A 21483-nucleotide genomic window follows, 5' to 3' on the forward strand; every position below is an offset into this window, starting at 1 on the left:
GTGCAATTCAGCCGCACATACAATTCCCGCGATACGCGCACCAAGGATTTGCTGCTGGGTACAGGAGGCTGGACATTCGGTTTCCAAGGGAAGGTGGAGAGCAGCGGAAACGACACCGTTGTGCGTCTGCCGGACAGCAGCGTCATTTCCTTCAAGGCAGGCGCCAACGGGACCTTCACAGCCAAGGACTCCAGAACAACCCTTGTCAAGAACAGTAACAACACATACAAGCTGACCACAAAAGATCAATACAGCTATGACTTCAACACAGCTGGGTATCTTGTAAAGATGAACGATCCGAACGGGAACGCAATCACCGTCACAGTGGACAGCACCGGCCGCCCAACATCGGTGCAAGATCAATCTGGACGGACGGCAACGATTGCCTACACAGGCAGCTACATCAGCAGCATCACTGATGCCGCCAATCGGCAGGTCGTGTATTCATACACAAGCAATCGGCTTTCGAGCGTCAAGGATCCGTCCGGATATTACACCTATTACACCTATGACACAAATGGGTATTTGGCATCCGTAAAAGATCACAACCAGAACACCATAGAGAGTTTCACACACGAAGTTGTGGGTCAGGAGACACTGAAAAAGCTGAAGACCATGACGACGGCCTATAGCAACACGACCACGTACAAATATGACTGGGTGGAAGGCAGCGTCAGGACGCAGGACAGCAATGGCCGCACGGAGACCACATACTTCGATAAGGCGCTGTATCCGATCCGCGTCATAGACGCGGGCGGACGACAGAGCCGCATCACATATCATCTGGACAACGGGATCAACCGTTGGGGCGAACGTGCGTCCGAGACGGATCGCAATGGGAATACAACATATTATGAGTACGACACAAGGGGCAATGTGACAAAAGTCGTCAACCCGGACATGGGTTTCCGCACATACACGTATGACAGCAAGAACAACGTGACAAAAGAAGTGGACGAAGAGGGCCAGACGACATACTACCAGTATGACACAAAGGGGAATATGACGCTGAAGGCCAGACGGAAAGCGGGCACACAGGATTATTCGTCATCCGCGACGCAGTCGAATTTTGCGATTTCAAAGTATACATACAACAGCCAAGGATTCATGACAGCTGCATTGCCGGCCGGTTATTCAACAACATCGACTGGAAGTTATCCATATCTATATTCATACAATGCATATGGGCAGCGAACAATGCAGACAACAGATTTCATTCAAGGCACAACATACGGACAACGAATCATTACCGAATATCTCTCTTATGTCCGCACGAACTATACATATAATACAGTAGGAATGCTTACAAATACTTCCGTGATGAAGTATGGTTGGGCTCTTGAATATTTTTTCAGCGACGGCCCTGAGTCTGGTACATTTGCTGAGGATACAGAAGTTTACAGTACTACAGATTATTATTATGATAAAAATGGAAGACTTCTGAAGATAATCTATACAGACGGCAGTGTTGATCGGACAATATATGACTATCAAGGGAATATTACGAAGCAGATTTCTCCGAAGTACTATTCGACATCATCAGACAGCGCCGTATTTGATGCACAGCACATCATGAGCAACAATGGGAGTTATACAGCAACTGTCAATACGACTCGTTATCTGTACGCCGGCAACGGCATATTGGCATCGGAGACGAATCCGCTGGGATATGTGACGACATACACTGTATACAACCTCTATGGAAACCTCATGCAGAAGACCATGCCGAATGGCGCCGTATATCTGTATGAGTATGACAGTTTAGATAGACTGACAAAAGAGAGTTTCAAAGAGACGTCAAATGCTTCAGCATCTACGCTCTTTACATATACATATGGAATTTCCGGAGGAAAGACACTGCAGACAGAGAAGCGGTATCTGACCTCCTCCTCGACAGCATCCACCGTATACACTTATGACTGGGCCGGACGTTTACTTACGAAGCAAAACCCGACGGGCGGCGGAACATTTGCAAACGGATACTACAAGAATGGTTTGTTGAAAACAGCGGAAGATGCCAGAGGATATATCGCTTTATACAAATATGATCCTCTTGGCCGTATGACAGAGCGGCGTGCGCCGACTGTCAATAACACGACATATGCATTGACAAAATGGACATATTCCGATATAAATGATCAAGTAGCCAGTGAATTGAGATACATAGAAAATCAAACAAGTGCCTCTGAAACTGGGACGTCTGTCGCAACAAATTATACATACAGCACCTTGAAGGGTTGGCTGACCGCTCAGACGGACAGTTCTGGCAGAAGTATCAGTTACTCATATGATGCTTATGGAAACCTCATACGAGAGAACATTTCAAATAAAAGAACAGAGTACACCTACAACAATATGAACCGCGTCATAAAGAAGACGGAATATTTACAGACAAAAGACACAACGGCGGGATCCACCTCAACGAGCAACGTTTCCTTGGAAACAGTCTATACCTATGACCTAAATGGGAATCTTCTCACAGAGAAAAATCCCAACAATATCACCACCACCTACACCTATGACGCCATGAACCGGCAAACAGGCGTGAGCTATCCGAATTACAATGAGAGCAATTCCTCGGTGACGGTGACGACGTCTCAGACATACAACAACATGGGCCTTGTGAGTACGCAGACGGATGAACGAGGGAAAGTTACGTCACTCAGCTATGACAAGCGCGGTCGTCTGCTCAGCACCACCTATCCGGACGGCGGAATCGCCGCCTATGCCTACGACGTGGGCGGCCGGATAATCGCGCAGGTCTCGCCGGGAAACTATGAATCCGGAAAAACGGCAGATCAGATGAGCTACCAAACGGTCTACACCTATGACGCCATGGACAGGGTCAAGACGACAGGTTTTAAAAAGACGACGACTACAACCCTCGAAACGCTGACCTACGATAATGCGGGCAACGTCCTGACGCGCAAAAATGCCATGAACAACACAACCAGCTACACCTACGACGCGGCAAACCGGCTGGTCACGACTACGCACCCCTCGTCCCTCGGCACAAACACGAACGCCTACGACGCGCTGGGGCGCGTAACCCAGACCACAAACGAAAAAGGCGTCGTGAGCCAATACACCTACGACGACGCGGACAACCTATTGACACAGAGCGTCGCCACGACCGCCGGCGCGGTGACGGTGCTCACCAACACGTATGACAAACTCGGGAACGTCCTCACAAGCACGGACGCCAACGGCAGCGTGACGACAAACACATACAACGAGATGGGCTGGCTGCGTACGACCACACTGCCGGAAGACGACAGTGTCCCCGCAAATACAGTCACCTACTGCTACGACAAAGTGGGAAATATTGCAAACACACGGGACGGCCTGAGCCGTGAGCAGATCTGCACCTACGACAACATGGGCCGGGTGCGCACTGCCAAGGAGCAGCAGGTGGGCGGCACGCAGGCGATCATCACCTCGACGCGGTACGACAAAGCGGGCAACCCCGTGTACGTGTATGACGGCCGGAACAACATGACGACGTACACCTACGACAACAGAAACCGGGTTCTGACGGTCAAGAACCCCAAAAATCAGACGACGACGTACACCTACGACTTAAATGGGAACAAACTGTCGGAGACGGATTGGCGCGGCAACAAGTATGAGTATGTGTACGACGAACGGGACCGGCTGACGGAGAAACGGGATCCATTCAAGAGCACGGCCAACCCGCAGGGAAATCTCATAGAGCTGTTGGAGTACGACAACAACGACCGGCAGATCAAATCCACGGACGCGCTGGGGCATAGCAAAACGTTCACCTACGACGCGCGGGGGCGGCTGCTGTCAACGACGGAACCGCTGACGTCCACGGTCAGCTACACGACGTCGCAGACCTACGACGGCGTGGGCAATGTGCTGACAAAGACGGACGGCAACGGCAAGGCGACGCGCTTCCAATACGACGAACGCAACCGGCTGACGACAGTCAAGGACCACAACAACGTGCTGCTATCGGCCTACACCTACGACAACGCCGGCAACCTGCTGGCCCAGGTGGACAGTGAGGCTAGGGTGACGCCCTACAGCTACAACGCCCGCAACCTGCCCGTCACCCGCCGCGACCCGGAAATTCCCTCCATCCACCTCCTGGAGGGGGTGGATGTGGATGGAACTGCCAAGACGGTGAGCTTTACCTACCGGGCGGATGGCACAGTGGCCACGGAGACGGACCGCAGCGGCGTGACGACAATATTTGCCTATGACATCCACGGTCGGACCCTGAGCAAGACGGCGGGCGGCAGCACAATTTCCTACACCTACGACGCAAACGCAAACCTGCTGACGATGACGGACGGCACAGGCACCACTACACGGACCTACGACGCGCTGAACCGTGTGCTGACCAAAACGGCGCCGAACACAGGGACCATCACCTACACCTACGACGTCACCTCCGGGATGGCGACCGGGACCTGGGGCGAGCAGAGCGTGGACACCAAGGGGAACACCGTGGTAAAGGTGTACGACCAAGCCGGCCGCCTGAGCCAGGTGAAACACGCGAGCCAGACGACAACATACGCCTATCTGGACAACGGCGCGCTGCAGAAGGTGACGTACCCCGGCGGGGCATATGAGGAGTACACTTACTACGACGACAACAAGCTGCACACGCTCACAAACAAGAAGGCAAACGGAAGCATCCTAGACGCATACAACTACGCCTACGACGGCGCGGGCAACCGGACGCAAATCCTGGACGGACACGGGACGACGACGTACACCTACGACGTGCTGAACCGTCTTCTCACCGCGACGGAACCGGACGGACGCGTGACGGCATACACCTACGACGGCTCCGGCAACCGAACCTCAGAGACAATAACACAGAGCGGCCAAAGCACCGTCACCACCTACCAATACAATGAACAGAACCGACTGACGGCCACGGAAACGGAGCAGCCGGACGACATCGTGCGCCTTGTGGACTTCTACTACGACAACAACGGCAACATGGTGGGCCGCACAAGCGCCCTGCTGACGGACAGCACATCCGCCGCGGTTCTGTCTCTCTCCGAGACAGAGGACGAGGCGGCCCTGTACGACTACGATGTGTGGAACAACATGATTTCCTCCACGGTGGATGGAGAGACGACGACACACACCTACAATGGCGACGGCCTGCGCGTGAGCAAGACGGCAAACGGCTTGACAACACGGTACGCCTACGAATATACTGAGGTTGTACTGGAACTGGACGGCAGCGGAAACCAGAAGGCACTGAACGTCCGCGGGCACAAGCTGCTATCGCGCGTAACGTCTGCCGGCTCATCATGGTTTATGTACAACGGCCACGGAGACGTGACGGCCCTGGTGGACGGAGCGAACACGGTCCAGGCGACATACTACTACGATGCGTTCGGCGTACACAAGGAACAGACCGGCACAGCGAATAACCCCTACCGCTACAATGGGTATACATTCGACGAAGAGAGCGGCCTGTACTACCTGAAGTCACGCTTCTACGACCCGGAGCTGGCCCGATTCATGCAGGAGGACACGTATCGGGGGGACCCCGTAGACCCGTTGAGTTTGAACCTGTACACCTATGTGAGCAACAATCCGTTGGTGTATTGGGATCCCACGGGGCATTGGTCGGTAACTGGCGAACCTGATAATGACTGGGTGCCGGATCGCCATCTTGCCTACGGGATTCAGATGCGGTTAATTGCATTAACTTCTGCATATTATGCGGCCGAAACCGATGCTGAACGACAAAGGATCAGTGAAGAATCTGATAAATTGCGCAAAAGTAAAAACAACCTTCAAACAGCCAGCAACTCTCAAGGCTACTCGCAAGGCCTTATTGATATGTTGGAAAGGCTGGAAGAAAGGTATGCGGACTTGTGGGATGAGCACGCTATAGGAAAAAGATCAGGAAGCAATGTGACGGCGGTTGAATGGTTTAATATAGTGCTTCCATACGCGGGCATTACATGGGAACCAGGAAATGTAAGTAATGGCTGGGAAATCTCGCTTGCCTTCAATAACAAGGACACCACAGCTACCGCGACTGTAACAAGGAATAAATCAACAAACACTGTTTCTGTATCTTCAAGGTTTCACTCTCCCCAATCTTCGCCTGGTAAATCGCCTGGGACATCAACCCCAACGACACCGTCGTTGACACTACCGCCTTGGACAGGGTTGCAAACGCCGTTGCAGACTACGAATCCTCCGAATTTTAGACCACCGACCACAAAACTTGGAACAGATTATGTGCTCAGGATTTTGAATGACATTGGATGGCAAAATGCAAGCAGATCCATGGCCGAAGAGTTGGCGGAAATCCTTGAGCTGTATGGCATTACAACAAAGGAAAGCATAGCTTTATTCTTGGCGACATGTGCTCATGAAAGCGACTATGGAAGCTTGATTTTGGAGAACGGCACTGATACATATTTTGCAGGGAAAAAATATGGAAAAAATGCGCGCGGCGTTGGATATATCCAACTGACATGGCCAGAGAATCATTTGGAGTTTCTCAGATACAAAGGGGACAGCTATAGCGGACAAGAGACGGCACAACATATTTATGAAAATTATAACCCGTGGGAGATTTCTGCTTACACCTGGACCATCGTTGAACACCCAAGCGTATTAAATGATTATGTCAATCAATATGGGGTAGGAGAAAATGTCTTTCTCGTGACACAGTACTATATTAACGGATGGCTTGACGGCGGCGGTGATGATTTATCGGCCATAAGGAAGGGGACTCCATATGAAATTAAGAATGGCCGCCTCTATGTCAATGGACATGATTATCGTTTGCCAAATGGCTGGGAGAATCGTATGAAGGTTTACGACAATGTGATGAAAAATTATTATAACAAGTAAGAGGATGATTTTTATGAAGAGATTTTCTGCCATTTTAGTATCTGGGATCTTGATTGCTCTTCTAGGGATCTCATGTAAAGATTCCAACATGAGAGTGAATCCAAATCGTGGGACAGCGCCAAATTTATATAAAGAGACATTTCAAGTCACTGATAACTATAGCTTTGAATACCTGCAAATCACAGGACTTGAGGATGAGGAAAGACAAAATAAAATCAATCAGGCCCTGAAAGAGGCATCCACCGGGTGGGTGGTAGATAACATTGTTGATGCGGAATATGTAAAATCTACAGTGCTTTTTCAATCCGAACAGTATCTTTGTGTTTCTCAGACATTCTATTTCCCCGAGGAAAGGATAGATTCAGATCGCGAGATTTGCTTCATTATAGACCTAAAAAATGGCGAAAGGGTATTCTTGGATGATCTGGTGGAAGTCAATGATGCTTTTGTAGAGAAATTTCAGCATGGAGATATCCTCTATGCTACAGGAGACTTTGATCCAGGAGAGGCCACTCCATTTATACGGGATCAATATAGAACAGACCCACCTGAAGATGTTCTTGATAAGTTGCAGAAGTGTTCTATTGACCCAAAAGAAACCATACGCGAAGAAGGGCTCACCCCCTTTATAAATTATGCCTACATCAATGCTTCCGGGCAATTGTGCTTTAGCTTTTTCCCAAGCACGACAGCGGCTGAGATTTTTGTCTTTCTCGATGACATTGAAGAATTCCTGAAAGTGGAGAAATGGTAGTGCTGACAATGTCAGTTCCGCGCCGTCGCAGACGTACCACGATGTGGACGAGGGCGCCAAGGCACAGCGAGCCTCATCACCTACCGAGCGGACGATGTCGCAACGACGGAGACAGACCGCAACGGTGTGACCACGACCTACACCTACGACATCCATGGCCGGACACTGAGCAAGGCGGCGGGTGACAGCACAATTTCCTACACCTACGACGCAAACGCGAACCTGCTGACGATGACGGACGACACGGGCACCACCACACGGACGTACGACGCGCTGAACCGCGTGCTGACCAAAACAGCGCCGAACACGGGGACCATTACCTACACCTACGACGTCACCTCCGGGATGGCGACCGGGACCTGGGGCGAGCAGAGCGTGGACACCAAGGGGAACACCGTGGTAAAAGTGTACGACCAAGCCGGCCGCCTGAGCCAGGTGAAGCACGCGAGCCAGACGACGGCATACGCCTATCTGGACAACGGCGCGCTGCAGAAGGTGACGTACCCCGGCGGGGCGTACGAGGAATACACTTACTACGACAACAACAAGCTGCACACGCTCACAAATAAGAAGGCAAACGGAAGCATCCTAGACGCATACAACTACGCCTACGATGGTGCGGGCAACCGGACGCAGATCCTGGACGGGCACGGGACGACGACGTACACCTACGACGTGCTGAATCGCCTGCTCACCGCGACGGAACCGGACGGACGCGTGACGGCATACACCTACGACGGCTCCGGCAACCGAACCTCAGAGACAATAACACAGAGCGGCCAAAGTGTCACAACCACCTACCAATATAACGAACAGAGCCGGCTGACGGCTACAGAGACGGAACAGCCGGACGACATTGTGTGCCTTGTGGACTTCTTTCTACTACGATAACAACGGCAACATGGTGGGCCGCACAAGCGCCCTGCTGACATCAAACAATCCCTACCGCTACAGCAGGTATATGTTTGACGAAGAGAGCGGCCTGTATCATCTGAAGAAAACCAGAAAATTCCATATTATGTGACTACAAGAAAATACCACGAAATGGCTGCGCAACCGTTCCAACTGCTGCGGTTGCGCTCTTCTATGCTGTTAAACTCGGGGTATGCCTGTGTTCTGAGTCAGGCAAAAATTTTCGACCAAGGACTGTTTTCCGCGCGCGCGTCCTATGATATACTAAATATCGTACAGAATCGTATCATCCCGCGCGGAGATTGGGGACGCGGGGTGGGATAGGGAGGCGGAAAACCGTGAAAAACCGGGTGACCGTGAGCATTGCGGGGCAGGAGTTCGCTCTGCTGACGGAGGAAGACGAACAGTACGTGCAGCGCGTGGCCAGCCGGGTGGACAACGAGATCACCGGCATTGCCCGGCACATGCGAGGTTCCAGTGCGAACATCGCGGTGCTGGCGGCCATCAACTTGGCGGAGCAGGCCCTGCGCGCGCAGGAGACGGCCGACAACCTGCGCGAACAGATCAAAGGCTGCCTGGAGGAGGCGGCCCGGTTCAAGGCCGAGGCCGCCGAGCTGCGCCGGGAGAACACCCGCCTCAAGAAGGCGCAGTAGCGCGCCCGTGGAGATCTTGGCGCCGGCCGGCGGCCCGGCCTGCGTGACGGCCGCGGTGCAAAACGGGGCCGACGCGATCTATTTGGGCTATGGCGATTTCCACGCCAGACAGGGCGCCGCCGGATTCTCCGCCGAGGAGCTGCGCGCGGCGCTCGCCTACTGCCGGGTGCGCGGCGTGCGCGTTTACGCCGCGCTCAATACGTTGCTGACCGACCGGGAACTGCCCCGGGCGGCGGCGCTGACGCGCGAACTCTACGAGGTCGGCGTGGACGCGCTGCTTGTGCAGGACTTGGGCGTACTGCGCGTCGTGAAACGCGTGGCCCCGGACTTGCCGGTGCACGCCTCCACACAGATGAGCGTGCACAATCTCGAGGGGGTGCGGCAGGCCCATGCGTTGGGCTGCGACCGCGTGGTGCTGGCCCGCGAGCTCACCCGCGAGCAGATCGCCCACATCGCCGCGCACAGCCCCATCGAGGTGGAGGTCTTTGTCCACGGGGCGCTGTGCTTTGCCTACTCCGGCCAGTGTTATATGAGCGCCGCGATCGGTGCGCGCAGCGGCAACCGGGGCGAATGCGCCGGCCCCTGCCGCCTGCCTTACGGGATGAACCTGCGCGCCTCAGACGAATACCCACTGTCGCTGAAGGACCTCTCCCTTGTGGATCACATGGAGGAACTGGCGCGCCTCGGCGTCGCCTGCGCGAAGATCGAGGGGCGGCTGCGGCGGCCGGAGTATGTGGCGCTGGCCAGCCGGGTGCTCTCGGAGGCGCTGTGCGGCCGGCGCCCCTCGCCCGGCGACCGCGCGGCGCTGGAGAGCGTCTTCTCCCGCCAGGGCTTTACCGACGGGTACTACACGGGGCGGCTCGGACCCGGTATGTTCGGTGTGCACCGCCCGGCGCCGCCCGACCGGCAAAACAAACTGTACGCCCGGCTGCGCGCGGACTGCGAGAGCACCGGAGAGCGCCAGCGGGTGCCGGTGCGTTTTGCCTGCCTGCTGACGCCCGCCCGCCCGGCCATGCTGGGCGTCGAGGATGATGACGGCCATACGGTCGCCGTGGAGGGGCCCGTGCCAGACGCCGCTCTCTCCCGCGCGGTGCCGGAGGCTGTTGTGAATACCCAGCTCTACAAGACCGGGGGCACGCCGTACCGCTGCGCGGAGGCGCGCACACGGGTGGAGGGGGCGCTGTCGCTCCCGCTGTCGGCCATCAACGATATGCGGCGCGAAGCGCTGGACAGGCTCACCGCGCTGCGTGCCCGGCCGCCCGCGCGCCTAGGCGGGGTCTGGAAGCCGGGCCCTGCCGCGCTGCCGCGCCGGACGCCGCCGACCCTCACGGTCCAGGTGTCTCGCGCGGAGCAGGTAACGCCCGATCTGCTCGCGCTGTCGCCGGCGCTGCTCTACGCGCCGCTGGCCGCGCTCGCGGAGGCGGAGATATGGAAAAAACTGGAATTCTTTGTCGCGGCGGGCCTGTCGGTGGCGGCGGTACTGCCCCGCATCATTGTGGATGACGAGTGGCCGGCGGTGGGTGCTCTGCTTGAGCGGGCGGCCGCGCGGGGCGTGCGCGCGGTGCTGGCGGGCAACCTGGGGCACGTCGCGCCGGCGCGCGAGCGCGGCTTTGCAGTTCGGGGCGACTTTGGCCTGAACGTCTTCAACACCCAGACGCTCCGGACATGGAAACAGGCGGGGCTGCGGTCCGCCGCGCTGTCCTTCGAGCTCAATCTGGCGCAGGTGCGCGACCTGTCCCACAGCATGGACACCGAGTTGATCGTCTATGGGCGTCTGCCGCTGATGGTCACGGCCCAGTGCCTGATGAAGGACCGGGCGGGCCGCTGTGCCTGTGAAAACCGTCTGGAACTGGTGGATAGGACCGGCGCGCGCTTCCCGGTGCTGCGTGAGACCCGCTGCCGCAGCGTGCTCTGCAACGCGCGCAAGCTCTTTTTGGCCGACAAGCGGGCGGATTGGCAGTCGCTGGGGCTTTGGGGTGCGCGGCTCCTGTTTACCACCGAAAACCCGCGCGAGTGCGTGCGGGTCGCCGAGCGTTACCTGGGCCGGGGGACATACGAACCCAACGACTTCACCCGCGGCCTCTACTACCGGAACGTCCGCGCCCGCAAGCCGCGGTGACGGGCCGATCGAGGGGACGTCGCCGGTCTGTCAGTCTATTGGTCCTTGCGCTCGGATATAATAAGATGGTATAATCCCAAAAGAGCGTGCGGCGGCCGGCGCCGAAGAGGAGGAATCGCTTTGCCCATCCACTTTGTGGAGATCGACGGCCTCAGGGTGCGGTACAGCGACGAGGGCCGGGGGCCGAACTTGCTGTTCCTGCACGGCTGGGGCGCCGGGTTCGAGGCGTACAGACCGCTGCTCAGCCGGCTCGCGGAACACCACCGCGTCGTGGCGCCCGATCTGCCGGGCGCCGGTTCCTCCCAGGAACCGGACGCGCCGTGGGACGCGGCGGATTACGTGCGCTTCGCGCAGGCGCTGGCTGTGCGCGTCGGACTCACCGAGGCGGTGCTGGTAGGACACTCGCACGGCGGGCGGATCATCCTTAAGTGGATGGGTGCGCCCACGGTGCCGGAGGTGCCGCGCGTGGATAGCGTCGTCCTGTTTGCCGCCGCGGGCATCCGCCCTCGGCGCGGACCCGTCTACTACGCGCGCGTGTATGCGTATAAAGCCGCCAAATGGCTGCTGCGCCCGTGTCCGCGGGCGCTGGAGAGGTTGCGGAGCCGGGCCGGGTCGGCGGATTACCGCGCCGCCAGCCCCGTCATGCGCGGTACATTGTCCAAGTTGGTGGCCGAGGACATGGCGCCGCTGTTGCCTCGCATCGGTGTGCCCACGTTGCTCATCTGGGGCGACGCGGACACCGCCACGCCGCTGGCGCATGCCGAGCGTATGAAAGAGCGCATCCCGGACGCGGGGCTCGTCGTGCTCTCTGGGGCGGACCACTGGGCCTGTGTGCGCGAGGCGGCGCGCTGCCACAGGGTCGTGACCGTCTTCGTGCGTGACACGGCGCGATAAACAGATAACGGCGACTGTGCGATATCGTTTGAATTTGAATAGGGGAGGACCGCCGTTTGGAAACCTATGTACGTCTTGGGCTGCTGCTTGTCTGGTTTGCGAGCGCATTGTCCGCCTCGCTGACGTTTGTCCACATGTGGCAGCTCAGCGCCTACCAGTGGGGCGGGTACTGGCGCTGGCTGAAGGAGCGCGCCGGGGACGCCTACCAGAAATTTCTCTGGGTCATGCCCACGCTTTTTTTGTGGCTGTGGTGGGGGCCCTGGGTGTCGTACGCGGTGGCCGCCTGTTACCTCGTGACGCTGTGGCGGGCCCGTTTGCGCAAGGGCGCGAAAAAGCCGCTCAAAGTGACGAGTCGCGTGGTGCGCCTGCTCGCGACGCTTGTGTTGCTGCTGGCGCTGGTCGGTTGGGGCGCGTCGCGTCTGTGGGAGTCCCCGCGCCTGTTTTTGATCGTGCTGGGCACCGGGTTTTTGCTCGTCTCTCTGCTGGTGCCGCTGGCCGATCTCATCAACCGGCCGCTGCAGCGGGCCATCGAGGCGGTCTACCTTCGCGACGCCAAGCGTCGGCTGGCGTCGATGCCGGGGCTCGTCGTCCTCGGCGTGACGGGCAGCTACGGGAAGACAAGCACGAAGTTTTTTTTACAGCGGCTGCTGTCGGCGCGTTACAACACGCTGATGACGCCGGAGAGCTACAACACCCCGATGGGAGTGGTGCGCACGGTCCGGGAGCAGTTGCGCGCCACGCACGAGGTGTTCGTCTGCGAGATGGGCGCCCGGCATGTGGGGGACATCCGCCGGCTCTGCGGTATCGTCCGCCCGCGTTTCGGCGTGATCACCGCCGTCGGCCCGCAGCATCTCGAGAGCTTTCACACCCTCGAAAATGTCGTCGCCACGAAATTTGAGCTGGCCGACAGTCTGCCGGACGACGGGGTTCTCTTTGCAAACTGGGACAGCGGAGAGATCCGCGGCCGCGCCGCGCGCGCGCGGACTGTCCGCTACGGCGTGGCCGGCGCGGCGGGAGACGCGGAGATGCAGTACACGGCCCGCGACGTCCGCGCGGACACCCGGGGGCTCTCTTTTTGCGTCGCCGCCCCCGACGGGACGCAGCAGGCGTTCACCACCGCCCTGATCGGGCGGCACAATGTAGAAAACATTACGGCCGCCGTCGCCGTGGCTCACCACATGGGCATCCCGCTGAAAGAATTGGCGCCTCTTGTGCGCGGGCTGACGCCGGCGCCCCACCGGCTGCAGCTGCGGCCCGGTCCGGAGCTTATATACATCGACGACGCGTTCAACGCAAACCCCGAGGGGGCCGCCGCGGCGCTGGAGGCGCTGGCCGGATTCGACGGTGTACGCATGCTGGTCACGCCCGGTTTTGTGGAGCTGGGCGAGCGGCAGGAGGCTTGCCATGAGGCGCTGGGGCGTCAGGCCGCCGCCGTGTGCGACTTCGTGGCGCTGGTGGGGGCGCGCCAAACCGAGGCCATTGCGCGCGGCCTGCGGGCGGCCGGGTTTGCCCCGGAGCGGCTCTGCGTCGCGCCGGACCTCGCCGCCGCGCTGGCGGCCGTGCGGGCGTTTTCTGCCGGCGGCCGGATGAAGTACGTATTGCTGGAAAATGACTTGCCGGATCAATACTGACAGTGAGTGAGGAGGGGTTGTGTGAAGATCCAAGTGGGCGTTTTTTTCGGGGGCCGGAGTGTGGAACACGAGGTGTCCATCATCTCGGCCATGCAGGCCTGTGCGGCGCTGGATAGGGAGAAGTACACGCCCGTGCCGGTGTACATCACAAAACAGGGCCTGTTCTACACAGGTCCTTCCTATGGGGACATCGCCGCCTACCGCGACATCCCGGCGCTGCTCGCGGCCGGGAGCAGCGTGACGCTCATGCCTGACGGCGCGGGCCGGGCGGTGCTGTCGCGCTGGCCTGCCCGGCGGCTTGGCGGCAATGAGCTCGCCGTACTCGACGCGGCGCTGCCGGTCGTGCACGGCACAAACGCGGAGGACGGCACGCTGCAGGGGTATCTTGAGATGCTGGGCCTTCCGTACGCCGGGCCGGATGTGCTCTCGTCGGCGGTGTGCATGGACAAGGCCGTGTCCAAGTCGCTGCTGGCGGCGGCCGGAATCCCGGTGCTGCCGGGCTGTACCTGGACCGATACCGCTTGGGGGGCGCGGCCCGACGCGCTGATGGACGAACTGGCGCTGCGGTTCGGGTTCCCCGTGGTCGTAAAACCGGTCAATTTGGGCTCCAGTGTGGGCGTCACCAAGGCGGCCGACCGCGCCGCGCTGCGCGCCGCCGCCGACCTGGCGTTCCGGTTTGCGCCCAAGGTACTGATTGAGCCGGCGGTGGTTCGGCTGCGCGAGATCAACTGCGCCGTACTGGGCGACGCCGGAGCGGCGCGCGCGTCGGCGTGCGAAGAGCCGCTCAGCGCGGGGGAGATCCTGAGCTATGGGGACAAGTATCTTTCCGGCGGCGAGGCGGACAAGGGCATGGGCGGCGCCGCGCGGCGCGTGCCCGCCGATCTGGCGCCCGCGCTTCGGGATCACATCCAGGCGCTCGGGGTGCATACGTTCCAGACACTGGGCTGCCAGGGCGTGGCCCGCGTGGATTTCCTGCTCGACTGTGACAAAAACCAGGTATATGTGAACGAGATCAACACGATCCCCGGGTCCCTATCGTTCTATCTGTGGGAGCCGGTCGGGCTCTCCTTCGGCGCGCTGCTCGACGAGATGCTCTCTTTGGCTTTCAAGCGGCACCGGCAGCGCGCGGCGCTTTCGTTCACCTACGAGAGCAACATCCTCGCCGGCGCCGGGCTGGGTGTGAAGGGGGGCGCCAAACGGTGAAGTTTTCAGAAATGGTCTACCGGCGGGTGACGCCCGAGGAGACGGCGCCGCAGATGGAATCGTTCACGCGGCGCATCCGCGGGGCCGCCGCGCCGGATCAGGCGCTCGCGGCCTTCTATGAGTACGAGGCGCTCACCGCCCGGGTGGAGACGATGATGTCGCTGGCGCAGGTGCGCTTCACGCTGAACACGGAGGATCCGTTTTACGCCGCGGAAAACGACTACTACGACGAAACAGCGCCCCGTTTCGCCGCGCTGACGCAGGCGCTCTACCGGGCGCTGTTCGATTCGCCCCACCGAGCTGCGCTCGAAGCCGCGCTGGGGGCGCTGCTGTTTATGAATATCGGCATCGAGCTGAAGACCTTCGCGCCGGCGGTGGTACCGGACCTGCAGGAGGAAAACCGACTCGTCACGGCCTATGTGAAGCTGCTCTCCTCCGCGCAGATCGAGTTTGACGGCCGCGTCTGGACGCTGTCGCAGCTTGCGCCCTACGAACAGTCGCCGGACAGGAACGTGCGGCGCGGCGCCTGCGAAGCAAAGGCCGCGTTCTTCGAGGCCCACGCGCAGGCGTTTGACGCGATCTTCGACACTCTGGTGCGGGTGCGCACGAAGATCGCCCGGACCTTGGGTTTTGCGAACTTCACCGAGCTCGGTTACTGCCGCATGGGGCGCAACTGCTACACCGAGGCGGATGTGGGCGCGTTTCGGCGCCACATCGAGGCGCATATTGTCCCGCTCGCGGACAAGATCAAGGCCGAGCAGGCCGCGCGGATCGGCCTTGAGACCCTCGCGCTCTACGACGACCCGCTGGTTTTCCCAAGCGGGAACGCCGTCCCGGCCGGCACGCCGGAGGAGCTCTTTGCGCACGGGCGGCGCATGTACCGCGCGCTGTCGCCCGAGACGGCGGAGTTTATCGATTTCATGCTGGAAAACGAGTTGTTCGACGTACTCTCGCGGAAGGGGAAGGCCGGCGGCGGGTATTGCACGTCTTTCCCCGAGACGGGCGCGCCGTTTATCTTCGCGAACTGGGGCGGTACCGCCCACGACATCGATGTGCTGACGCACGAGGCCGGCCACGCGCTGGCCGCCTACCTGGCGCGGGACAGAAAGATTTTGGAGCAGCGCGCGCCGACAATGGAGTCCTGCGAGATCCATTCCATGTCGATGGAGTTTTTTGCCTGGCCATGGATGGAGGGATTCTTCGGCCCGCAGGCGGACAAGTACCGCTACGGCCACCTGGCCGGGGCGCTCACGTTTCTGCCCTACGGCGCGATGGTTGACGAGTTCCAGCACATCGTGTACGGGCAGCCGCTGTTGACGCCGGAGGAACGGCGGCAGATCTGGCTCTCGCTGGAGGCGCGTTACCGGCCTTACCTCGACATGGCCGATATGCCGTTTTACCGCGAGGGCGGCCGGTGGCAGACGCAGGCGCACATCTACGAGGCGCCGTTTTACTACATCGACTACTGTCTGGCACAGACAGTGGCGCTGGCCTTCTGGGCCGAGGGGCGGACAGATCCGCCCGCCGCCTGGGCGCGTTACCTTGCCCTCGTGAAGCAGGCGGGCACGCGTACCTTCCGCGAGCTGGTTTCGGAAGCGGGCCTGCCGCTCCCCTTTGACGAGGCGGCCCTCGCCTCGGTGGCCGAAGCCGCCGCCGCCTGGCTCGCAGCCGCCGACTCTACAAAATTGGAATAAAATTTCCTCAATGCAGCGAGATGTGGATTTCCTTGCCCAAACTTCGGGCTATTTTGGTGATGAAGTCCAACGAGGGATTGTATGAACCGCTTTCGAAACGGGAGATATTGGATTTCTGCGTGCCGACTCGCTGAGCCAGTTCTTCCTGTGTAATATTGAGCCGATTTCGGACGTCAATGATTTGCGCAATCAGTTCATAGCGCGGTTTCAGCTTTTCGTATTCCGCCTTAAATTCTTCATCTTTCATCAGCCGGTTGTGGACTTCCTCAAATCGTATACCTGCTTTACGCATCCTGACACCTTCTTTCATAATCAAGTTTATAGTTTCGTGCTCGTTCAAGTTCATGCTCCGGCGTTTTATCCGTCTTTTTGACAAAACCATACAATAACACGAATTTATTTTTATCAAATAAAAAATAAAATATCCTTGTGATGTCGGAGGAAAACTTCGTTCGCAACTCAAATAAACCGTTGTATTTATCTCCTTTTATCGGCGAGGAGTACGGAGCGCGGATATTGATTCCAAGGTGTTTGAGTAACATGATGTCGCTGTATGCTTTGGCGCGTAGTTTCGGATTTAGCGTCAGTAAAAAATCCTCAACAGGAATTTCGCCGTTTTCCTTTTGATAATATTCAATTTCCCAATCCAATTCACCACATCCATCCGTAGTGTATGATTGTTGCAGTCATTATGTTATCATATAAGATAACATTTGTCAAGTGCATTTACCGATTTTGCAAATATAAGAATAAATTAGAAATCAATTCTCAAAAAACACCTCAAGGCTGACCATCCGGGGCCGCCTCTCGCTGTGGGAGGCGGCCCCGGGCGCGTCGTGCGCTTGACATGAGAGAGGAGAAGGGTGAAATCGGTTGGTTACGCGGCGGCGGCAGTCCACTCGTACTGCACAATGAGGCGTTCGGCGACAATGAGAGCCATCTCGCGCGTCAGCACGCCGCGCGGGTCAAATTGGACGCCCTCCGTGCCGCCCAGCATGATCTTGTGTTGCTGGCAGTAAGCCACGTAGGGGACAGCCCAGGACGAGATCGCGGCAAGGTCGGCGAAGTCCGGCGTGCCGGCGTCATTGGTGGGGACGCTTTCCGCTTTGGCGACGACGGCGCACAGGATCTTGGCGGTCTGTTCGCGGGTCAGCGGGCCGTCCGGTGTGAATTTGACGGGCGAGGTGCCGTCCACCAGGCCGGCGGTACGGGCCTTTTCGACGGGCGCCTTGTACGCGCTGTCCGCGATGTCGGTGAAGGGCGAGGAGAAGTCCGCCACGGCGCCTTCGACATATTCGTAGACGCTGATGATGACGGCCACAAACTCGTCGCGGCGGATGGGCGCCTGGAAATTGTCCGTCAGCCCCTCCGGGATAAGGCCGCGCGCGTTGAGGGCGTCGACCTCAGCCTGGGCCCAGAAGGAGAGTCCGGCCAGAGGCAAGGGCGCCAGCGGCGTATCGTCGTCCGCCGCCTCCTGGCCGACGTTCGAATCGGCGTCGCTGCGGAAGCTGCTGCCGGAGGGGGATTTGCCGGTCCCAGATGACGTAGGGGGATCAGTTTTGGTCTCAGACTCAGTCGCCAGGGGTACCAGTCCCCGTTCCGCCATCATCAGGCCATCCAGTGTGTCGTCCACGGCGGCCTGGTCGGCCTTGGTCAGCGCCTCGTTTGCCAGCACATCCGCGGCGTTGTTTAGCGCATGGCGCAGCGGAGCGACGGATGAGGGGGTATAACGCGAGAGATCCAGCGACAGGAGCCTCCGATAGGTGGTATCCAGCAGGGACTTGTCCGCGCGCAGGCGCAGGGCGAGGATCGTGTCCGTCAAAGCGTTCCAGGCCGCGTCCACCTCGGGCTGCAGGGCGTCGCCGTCGGCGTACGCTGCCTTGGCTGCGGTTAGGGCCTCAAGAAACTTGTCCTGCCCGGCCTTGACATAGTGGTCCAGTGTGTCGGTGAGGAGATCGGCCAGATTGAGGACCTGTGCCAGTCGGTTCTTGTCGCCCTCGAAGAAGCCGGACTTGTGGATGTACCCCAGGAGGACGAGCTCCGATTCCAGCACTTCGGCCGGCGTGGCGTACGGCGCGGCCTCGACGGCCAGCGCCGTCTCGTATGCCGCCAAGAAGTCGGTGCGCACCGAGTCGATCAGTTTATCCACTGTGCCGTCTTCGACCAGCGCCGCAGCTTCCGCGAGGATCTTGACGAGGAAGGACTTGTCCGTCGCGGACAAAAGCGCGTCGTAGCGGTCGGCGAGTACAAACAGTGCGTTTTCATACGCCTGTGCGGAGGAGGCGTCAGCCTTCAGCGCCTGGGCGTCGGCGAGCGCGGCGCATAGGGCGTCGGCGGTCTCCGGCGTGTAGTAGGCGAGATCCATGCTCAAAACGGCCGTGATCAGCGTGCTCAGTGCCGCGACGACCCGGGCGTCCGGCAGAGGCGGGGTGTGGGTGGAATCCACGCGGTGGGGGTAGGCCTGCTCGTAGGCGTAGGCCAGTTTGATCAGGGTGCCGTCGTCCCAGGCGCGGCCCACCAGATCGACGCAGATGGGCATGCCGGCCGGGTACGAGGGGCCGTTCACGCCGTCGGTGACGCCGATGGGGACCACGAGGTCCGGGAACCCGCCGTGGGAGACGATGCCCTGGAGATAGTTGGCGTTGTCGCCGGCCGTGCCGCCCGTCGTGGCTGGGCCCCGCCACATGAAGTAGGCGAAGCAGTCCAGGTTGTAGGCGTCCAGATAGGCGGCCAAGGCGGCCTGGTAGAGGCTGCGGTTCGAGAGGAAGATCTTCCAACCGTTGTCCGGCCGGTTCCGATACCCCGCCTCCCAGTCGTAGTCGGCGTTACCGGCCTCAATGTTGTTGGCGTTGCTGGTGATGCTGCTGATCATATAGTCGCCGGTCCCATTGGCGGCGTAAGCGCCCTTGTTGCGGATGTCGATCTGCGAGTGGACCGGGTTGATGCCGAAGCGCCCCACCGCCTCAGTGATGCCGCGCGCCCTGATCTCCTCGGCGGTCGGCAGAGCGCGGAAGTACTGCTCGATGTCGATGGGACCCCAGCCGGTGTTCAGTGCATCTCCGTCCGGCGTATTGGGGTTGCGGTAGAGCGGGTTGTAGTAGGTCTGGTAGGGGAAGTTGACATCCACGAAAGTGGCGCCGGCGGCTTCCATGTCCGTTTGCCACTGTTCGTGAGCGGGATTCGCGGCCAGATACGCTTCCAGCGTGCTCCCACTGGCCGGTTCCACCCAGCGGGAGGCCGACAGCCAGCCGATGCGGGCGGTGGACAGCGCGCCGGCGTCCAGGGATTCGGTGTAGGTGTCGGGTATCTTACTGTCGGCGTCCTTTGTGACGTCATCCTGCGGGTCGGTGCCCACGATGGCGTCCATCATGTAGGCGATGTCGGTGGCGGTCCGGGCCAGCGGCCCGGTGACGTCGCGGGCCAGCACCAGCGGGATGACGCCTTCGCGGCTGGTGACGCCCCAGGTGGGCTTTAGCGCGAACAGGCCGTTCGCGTGGCCCGGGGAGCGGATGGAGCCGCCGGTGTCAGTGCCCATAGAGGCGAGGCCGAAGTTGGCGGCGACCGCGGCGCCGGAGCCGCCCGAAGAGCCGCCCGAGGCGCGGTTGGCGAGCCCGGCGGCGTTCACGGCGTACGGGTTGTGCGCCGTACCGCCCAGGGAGCTCTGGGAGGTGGTGCGGGAATTGGCAAACTCGGAGAGGTTGGCCTTCGCGAGGATGATCGCGCCCGCCTCCTCCAGCTTTTTGACCGTAAAGGCGCTGTCATACGGGTAGGAGTCCTGCAGCACCTTGGAGCCGGCGCTGGTGGGCATGCCCTCGTAGTCGTAGTTGTCCTTGATGATGATCGGGACGCCGTGGAGCGGTCCACGGACGGCGCCGGCCGTACGCTCCGCGTCCAGCGCGGCCGCGATCTCGGCGGCGCGCGGGTTCACGAGGATGATCGAGTTGAGCGCCCGCGGCCGATCATAGACGGCGATCCGCTCCAGGTACATGTCGACCACCTCCGCGGAGGTGATGTCTCCGGCCGCGAGGGCGCGCTGCAGTTCGGTGATGGAGATCTCCTGCAGGTCCAGCGTTGTGAACGCCAGGTCCGCCAGCAGTTCCGACGTGTCGATCGGCGGTGCGGCGGCCTGCAGGGCGTACCCCCCGCCGCCGACGGGCTCTTCAGGTTCCTGCGCGAACGCACGCAGGCCGAGACCCGTCATCATTCCGGCGAGGAGACAGACGGTCAGGAACAGGTGGAGTGCGCGGCTAAGCCATCTTCTTTCTCTCTTTCTTCGCTTTTTTTCCATGGTATAAAGACTCCCTCCATAAAAATTGCAAAGAAAAACAGACGGCGCCAGATCTCTCTGACGCCGTTGTCTCACTTTGCATGCGCTTATTATAAGCACATCTCCCAAAGGAAGTCAATCCATTTTGTGAAGTTTTATCAAACGGCCAGGTTTTGAAGAAGAAAAGAAAATTTTTTAGATATTTTAGGCATTTGACCCTTCGGGAGCGTTTGTCAAGGACATAGTTTTGATGTTCACAGAAAATTTACAATTTGCCCTATTGAAAGCCTATCTATTCTGTGTTACTATATAATAATAGTAAGTAATACATCATACATGCGATACAGAATAGCAAGGAGGGATTGAACTGGAAAACCTGACGGAAATGCTCAAAGGCGTGTTGGAGGGTTGCGTACTCGAAACCATCAGCCGGGGCGCGACCTACGGATATGAAATTACGCGGCGGTTAAACGCGCTTGGATTTGCGGACGT

The 21483-nt window shown here is 59.3% G+C and carries 14 protein-coding genes; 11 read left to right on the top strand and 3 right to left on the bottom strand.

Translation table 11 applies throughout. The features are described from left to right. Positions 1–48: 48 nt before the first annotated feature. The 10 genes from LBK75_00745 to LBK75_00790 all read left to right on the top strand — a co-directional run bounded on the left by LBK75_00745 (position 49) and on the right by LBK75_00790 (position 16724). Positions 49–6864 (top strand): hypothetical protein, encoded by a 6816-nt coding sequence (locus tag LBK75_00745; GenBank protein MDR1156825.1) that lies wholly within the window; start codon positions 49–51, stop codon positions 6862–6864. 13 nt (positions 6865–6877) lie between these two features. Continuing rightward, a complete protein-coding gene (locus LBK75_00750; protein ID MDR1156826.1) occupies positions 6878–7618 on the top strand; it encodes a hypothetical protein in 741 nt (246 codons plus the stop codon). A gap of 75 nt (positions 7619–7693) precedes the next feature. Beyond that, on the top strand, positions 7694–8509 hold the full coding sequence (locus tag LBK75_00755; protein ID MDR1156827.1) for a hypothetical protein: 816 nt from the start codon (positions 7694–7696) through the stop codon (positions 8507–8509). Beyond that, positions 8484–8642 carry a hypothetical protein gene (locus tag LBK75_00760; protein MDR1156828.1) on the top strand — a complete coding sequence of 53 codons (159 nt, stop codon included), beginning with the start codon at positions 8484–8486 and terminating at the stop codon, positions 8640–8642. Before LBK75_00755 ends, LBK75_00760 begins: the two co-directional genes overlap by 26 nt. A 226-nt stretch (positions 8643–8868) precedes the next feature. After that, positions 8869–9183 carry a cell division protein ZapA gene (locus LBK75_00765; protein ID MDR1156829.1) on the top strand — a complete coding sequence of 105 codons (315 nt, stop codon included), beginning with the start codon at positions 8869–8871 and terminating at the stop codon, positions 9181–9183. A 7-nt stretch (positions 9184–9190) separates the two neighbouring features. After that, on the top strand, positions 9191–11302 hold the full coding sequence (locus LBK75_00770) for a U32 family peptidase (GenBank protein MDR1156830.1): 2112 nt from the start codon (positions 9191–9193) through the stop codon (positions 11300–11302). Between the two features lie 120 nt (positions 11303–11422). Continuing rightward, positions 11423–12196 carry an alpha/beta hydrolase gene (locus LBK75_00775; protein MDR1156831.1) on the top strand — a complete coding sequence of 258 codons (774 nt, stop codon included), beginning with the start codon at positions 11423–11425 and terminating at the stop codon, positions 12194–12196. Positions 12197–12252: 56 nt separating this feature from the next. Continuing rightward, the gene (locus tag LBK75_00780; protein MDR1156832.1) at positions 12253–13827 is read left to right on the top strand and encodes a UDP-N-acetylmuramoyl-tripeptide--D-alanyl-D-alanine ligase; all 1575 of its coding nucleotides are present in this window, start codon (positions 12253–12255) and stop codon (positions 13825–13827) included. 21 nt (positions 13828–13848) lie between these two features. Then, entirely contained in the window at positions 13849–15030 is a 1182-nt protein-coding gene (locus LBK75_00785) for a D-alanine--D-alanine ligase (protein ID MDR1156833.1), read from the top strand. After that, positions 15027–16724, top strand: coding sequence for a M3 family oligoendopeptidase (locus LBK75_00790; protein ID MDR1156834.1), 1698 nt, complete (start codon positions 15027–15029; stop codon positions 16722–16724). The genes LBK75_00785 and LBK75_00790 overlap by 4 nt, the downstream gene beginning before the upstream one ends. A gap of 7 nt (positions 16725–16731) precedes the next feature. Here LBK75_00790 and LBK75_00795 read toward each other — a convergent pair whose 3' ends face one another. The 3 genes from LBK75_00795 to LBK75_00805 all read right to left on the bottom strand — a co-directional run bounded on the left by LBK75_00795 (position 16732) and on the right by LBK75_00805 (position 21012). Then, on the bottom strand, positions 16732–17016 hold the full coding sequence (locus LBK75_00795; protein MDR1156835.1) for a helix-turn-helix transcriptional regulator: 285 nt from the start codon (positions 17014–17016) through the stop codon (positions 16732–16734). Continuing rightward, the gene (locus LBK75_00800) at positions 17009–17374 is read right to left on the bottom strand and encodes a type II toxin-antitoxin system RelE/ParE family toxin (GenBank protein MDR1156836.1); all 366 of its coding nucleotides are present in this window, start codon (positions 17372–17374) and stop codon (positions 17009–17011) included. Before LBK75_00800 ends, LBK75_00795 begins: the two co-directional genes overlap by 8 nt. Before the next feature lie 227 nt (positions 17375–17601). Next, positions 17602–21012: an S-layer homology domain-containing protein gene (locus LBK75_00805; protein ID MDR1156837.1), complete on the bottom strand. Its 3411-nt coding sequence runs from the start codon at positions 21010–21012 to the stop codon at positions 17602–17604. A 346-nt stretch (positions 21013–21358) separates the two neighbouring features. On the opposite strand from LBK75_00805, the gene LBK75_00810 reads away from it, so the two are divergent. Continuing rightward, on the top strand, positions 21359–21483 hold a 125-nt coding region (locus tag LBK75_00810), incomplete at its 3' end, for a PadR family transcriptional regulator (protein ID MDR1156838.1).

The sequence above is a fragment of the Oscillospiraceae bacterium genome (assembly GCA_031265355.1).
Classification (GTDB): domain Bacteria; phylum Bacillota; class Clostridia; order Oscillospirales; family UBA929; genus JAIRTA01.

Excerpts from the sequence above, each read along its gene's own strand:
- LBK75_00750 (MDR1156826.1), top strand. The coding sequence starts at position 6,878 with ATGAAGAGATTTTCTGCCATTTTAGTATCTGGGATCTTGATTGCTCTT.
- LBK75_00795 (MDR1156835.1), bottom strand. The coding sequence starts at position 17,016 with ATGCGTAAAGCAGGTATACGATTTGAGGAAGTCCACAACCGGCTGATG.
- LBK75_00805 (MDR1156837.1), bottom strand. The coding sequence starts at position 21,012 with ATGGAAAAAAAGCGAAGAAAGAGAGAAAGAAGATGGCTTAGCCGCGCA.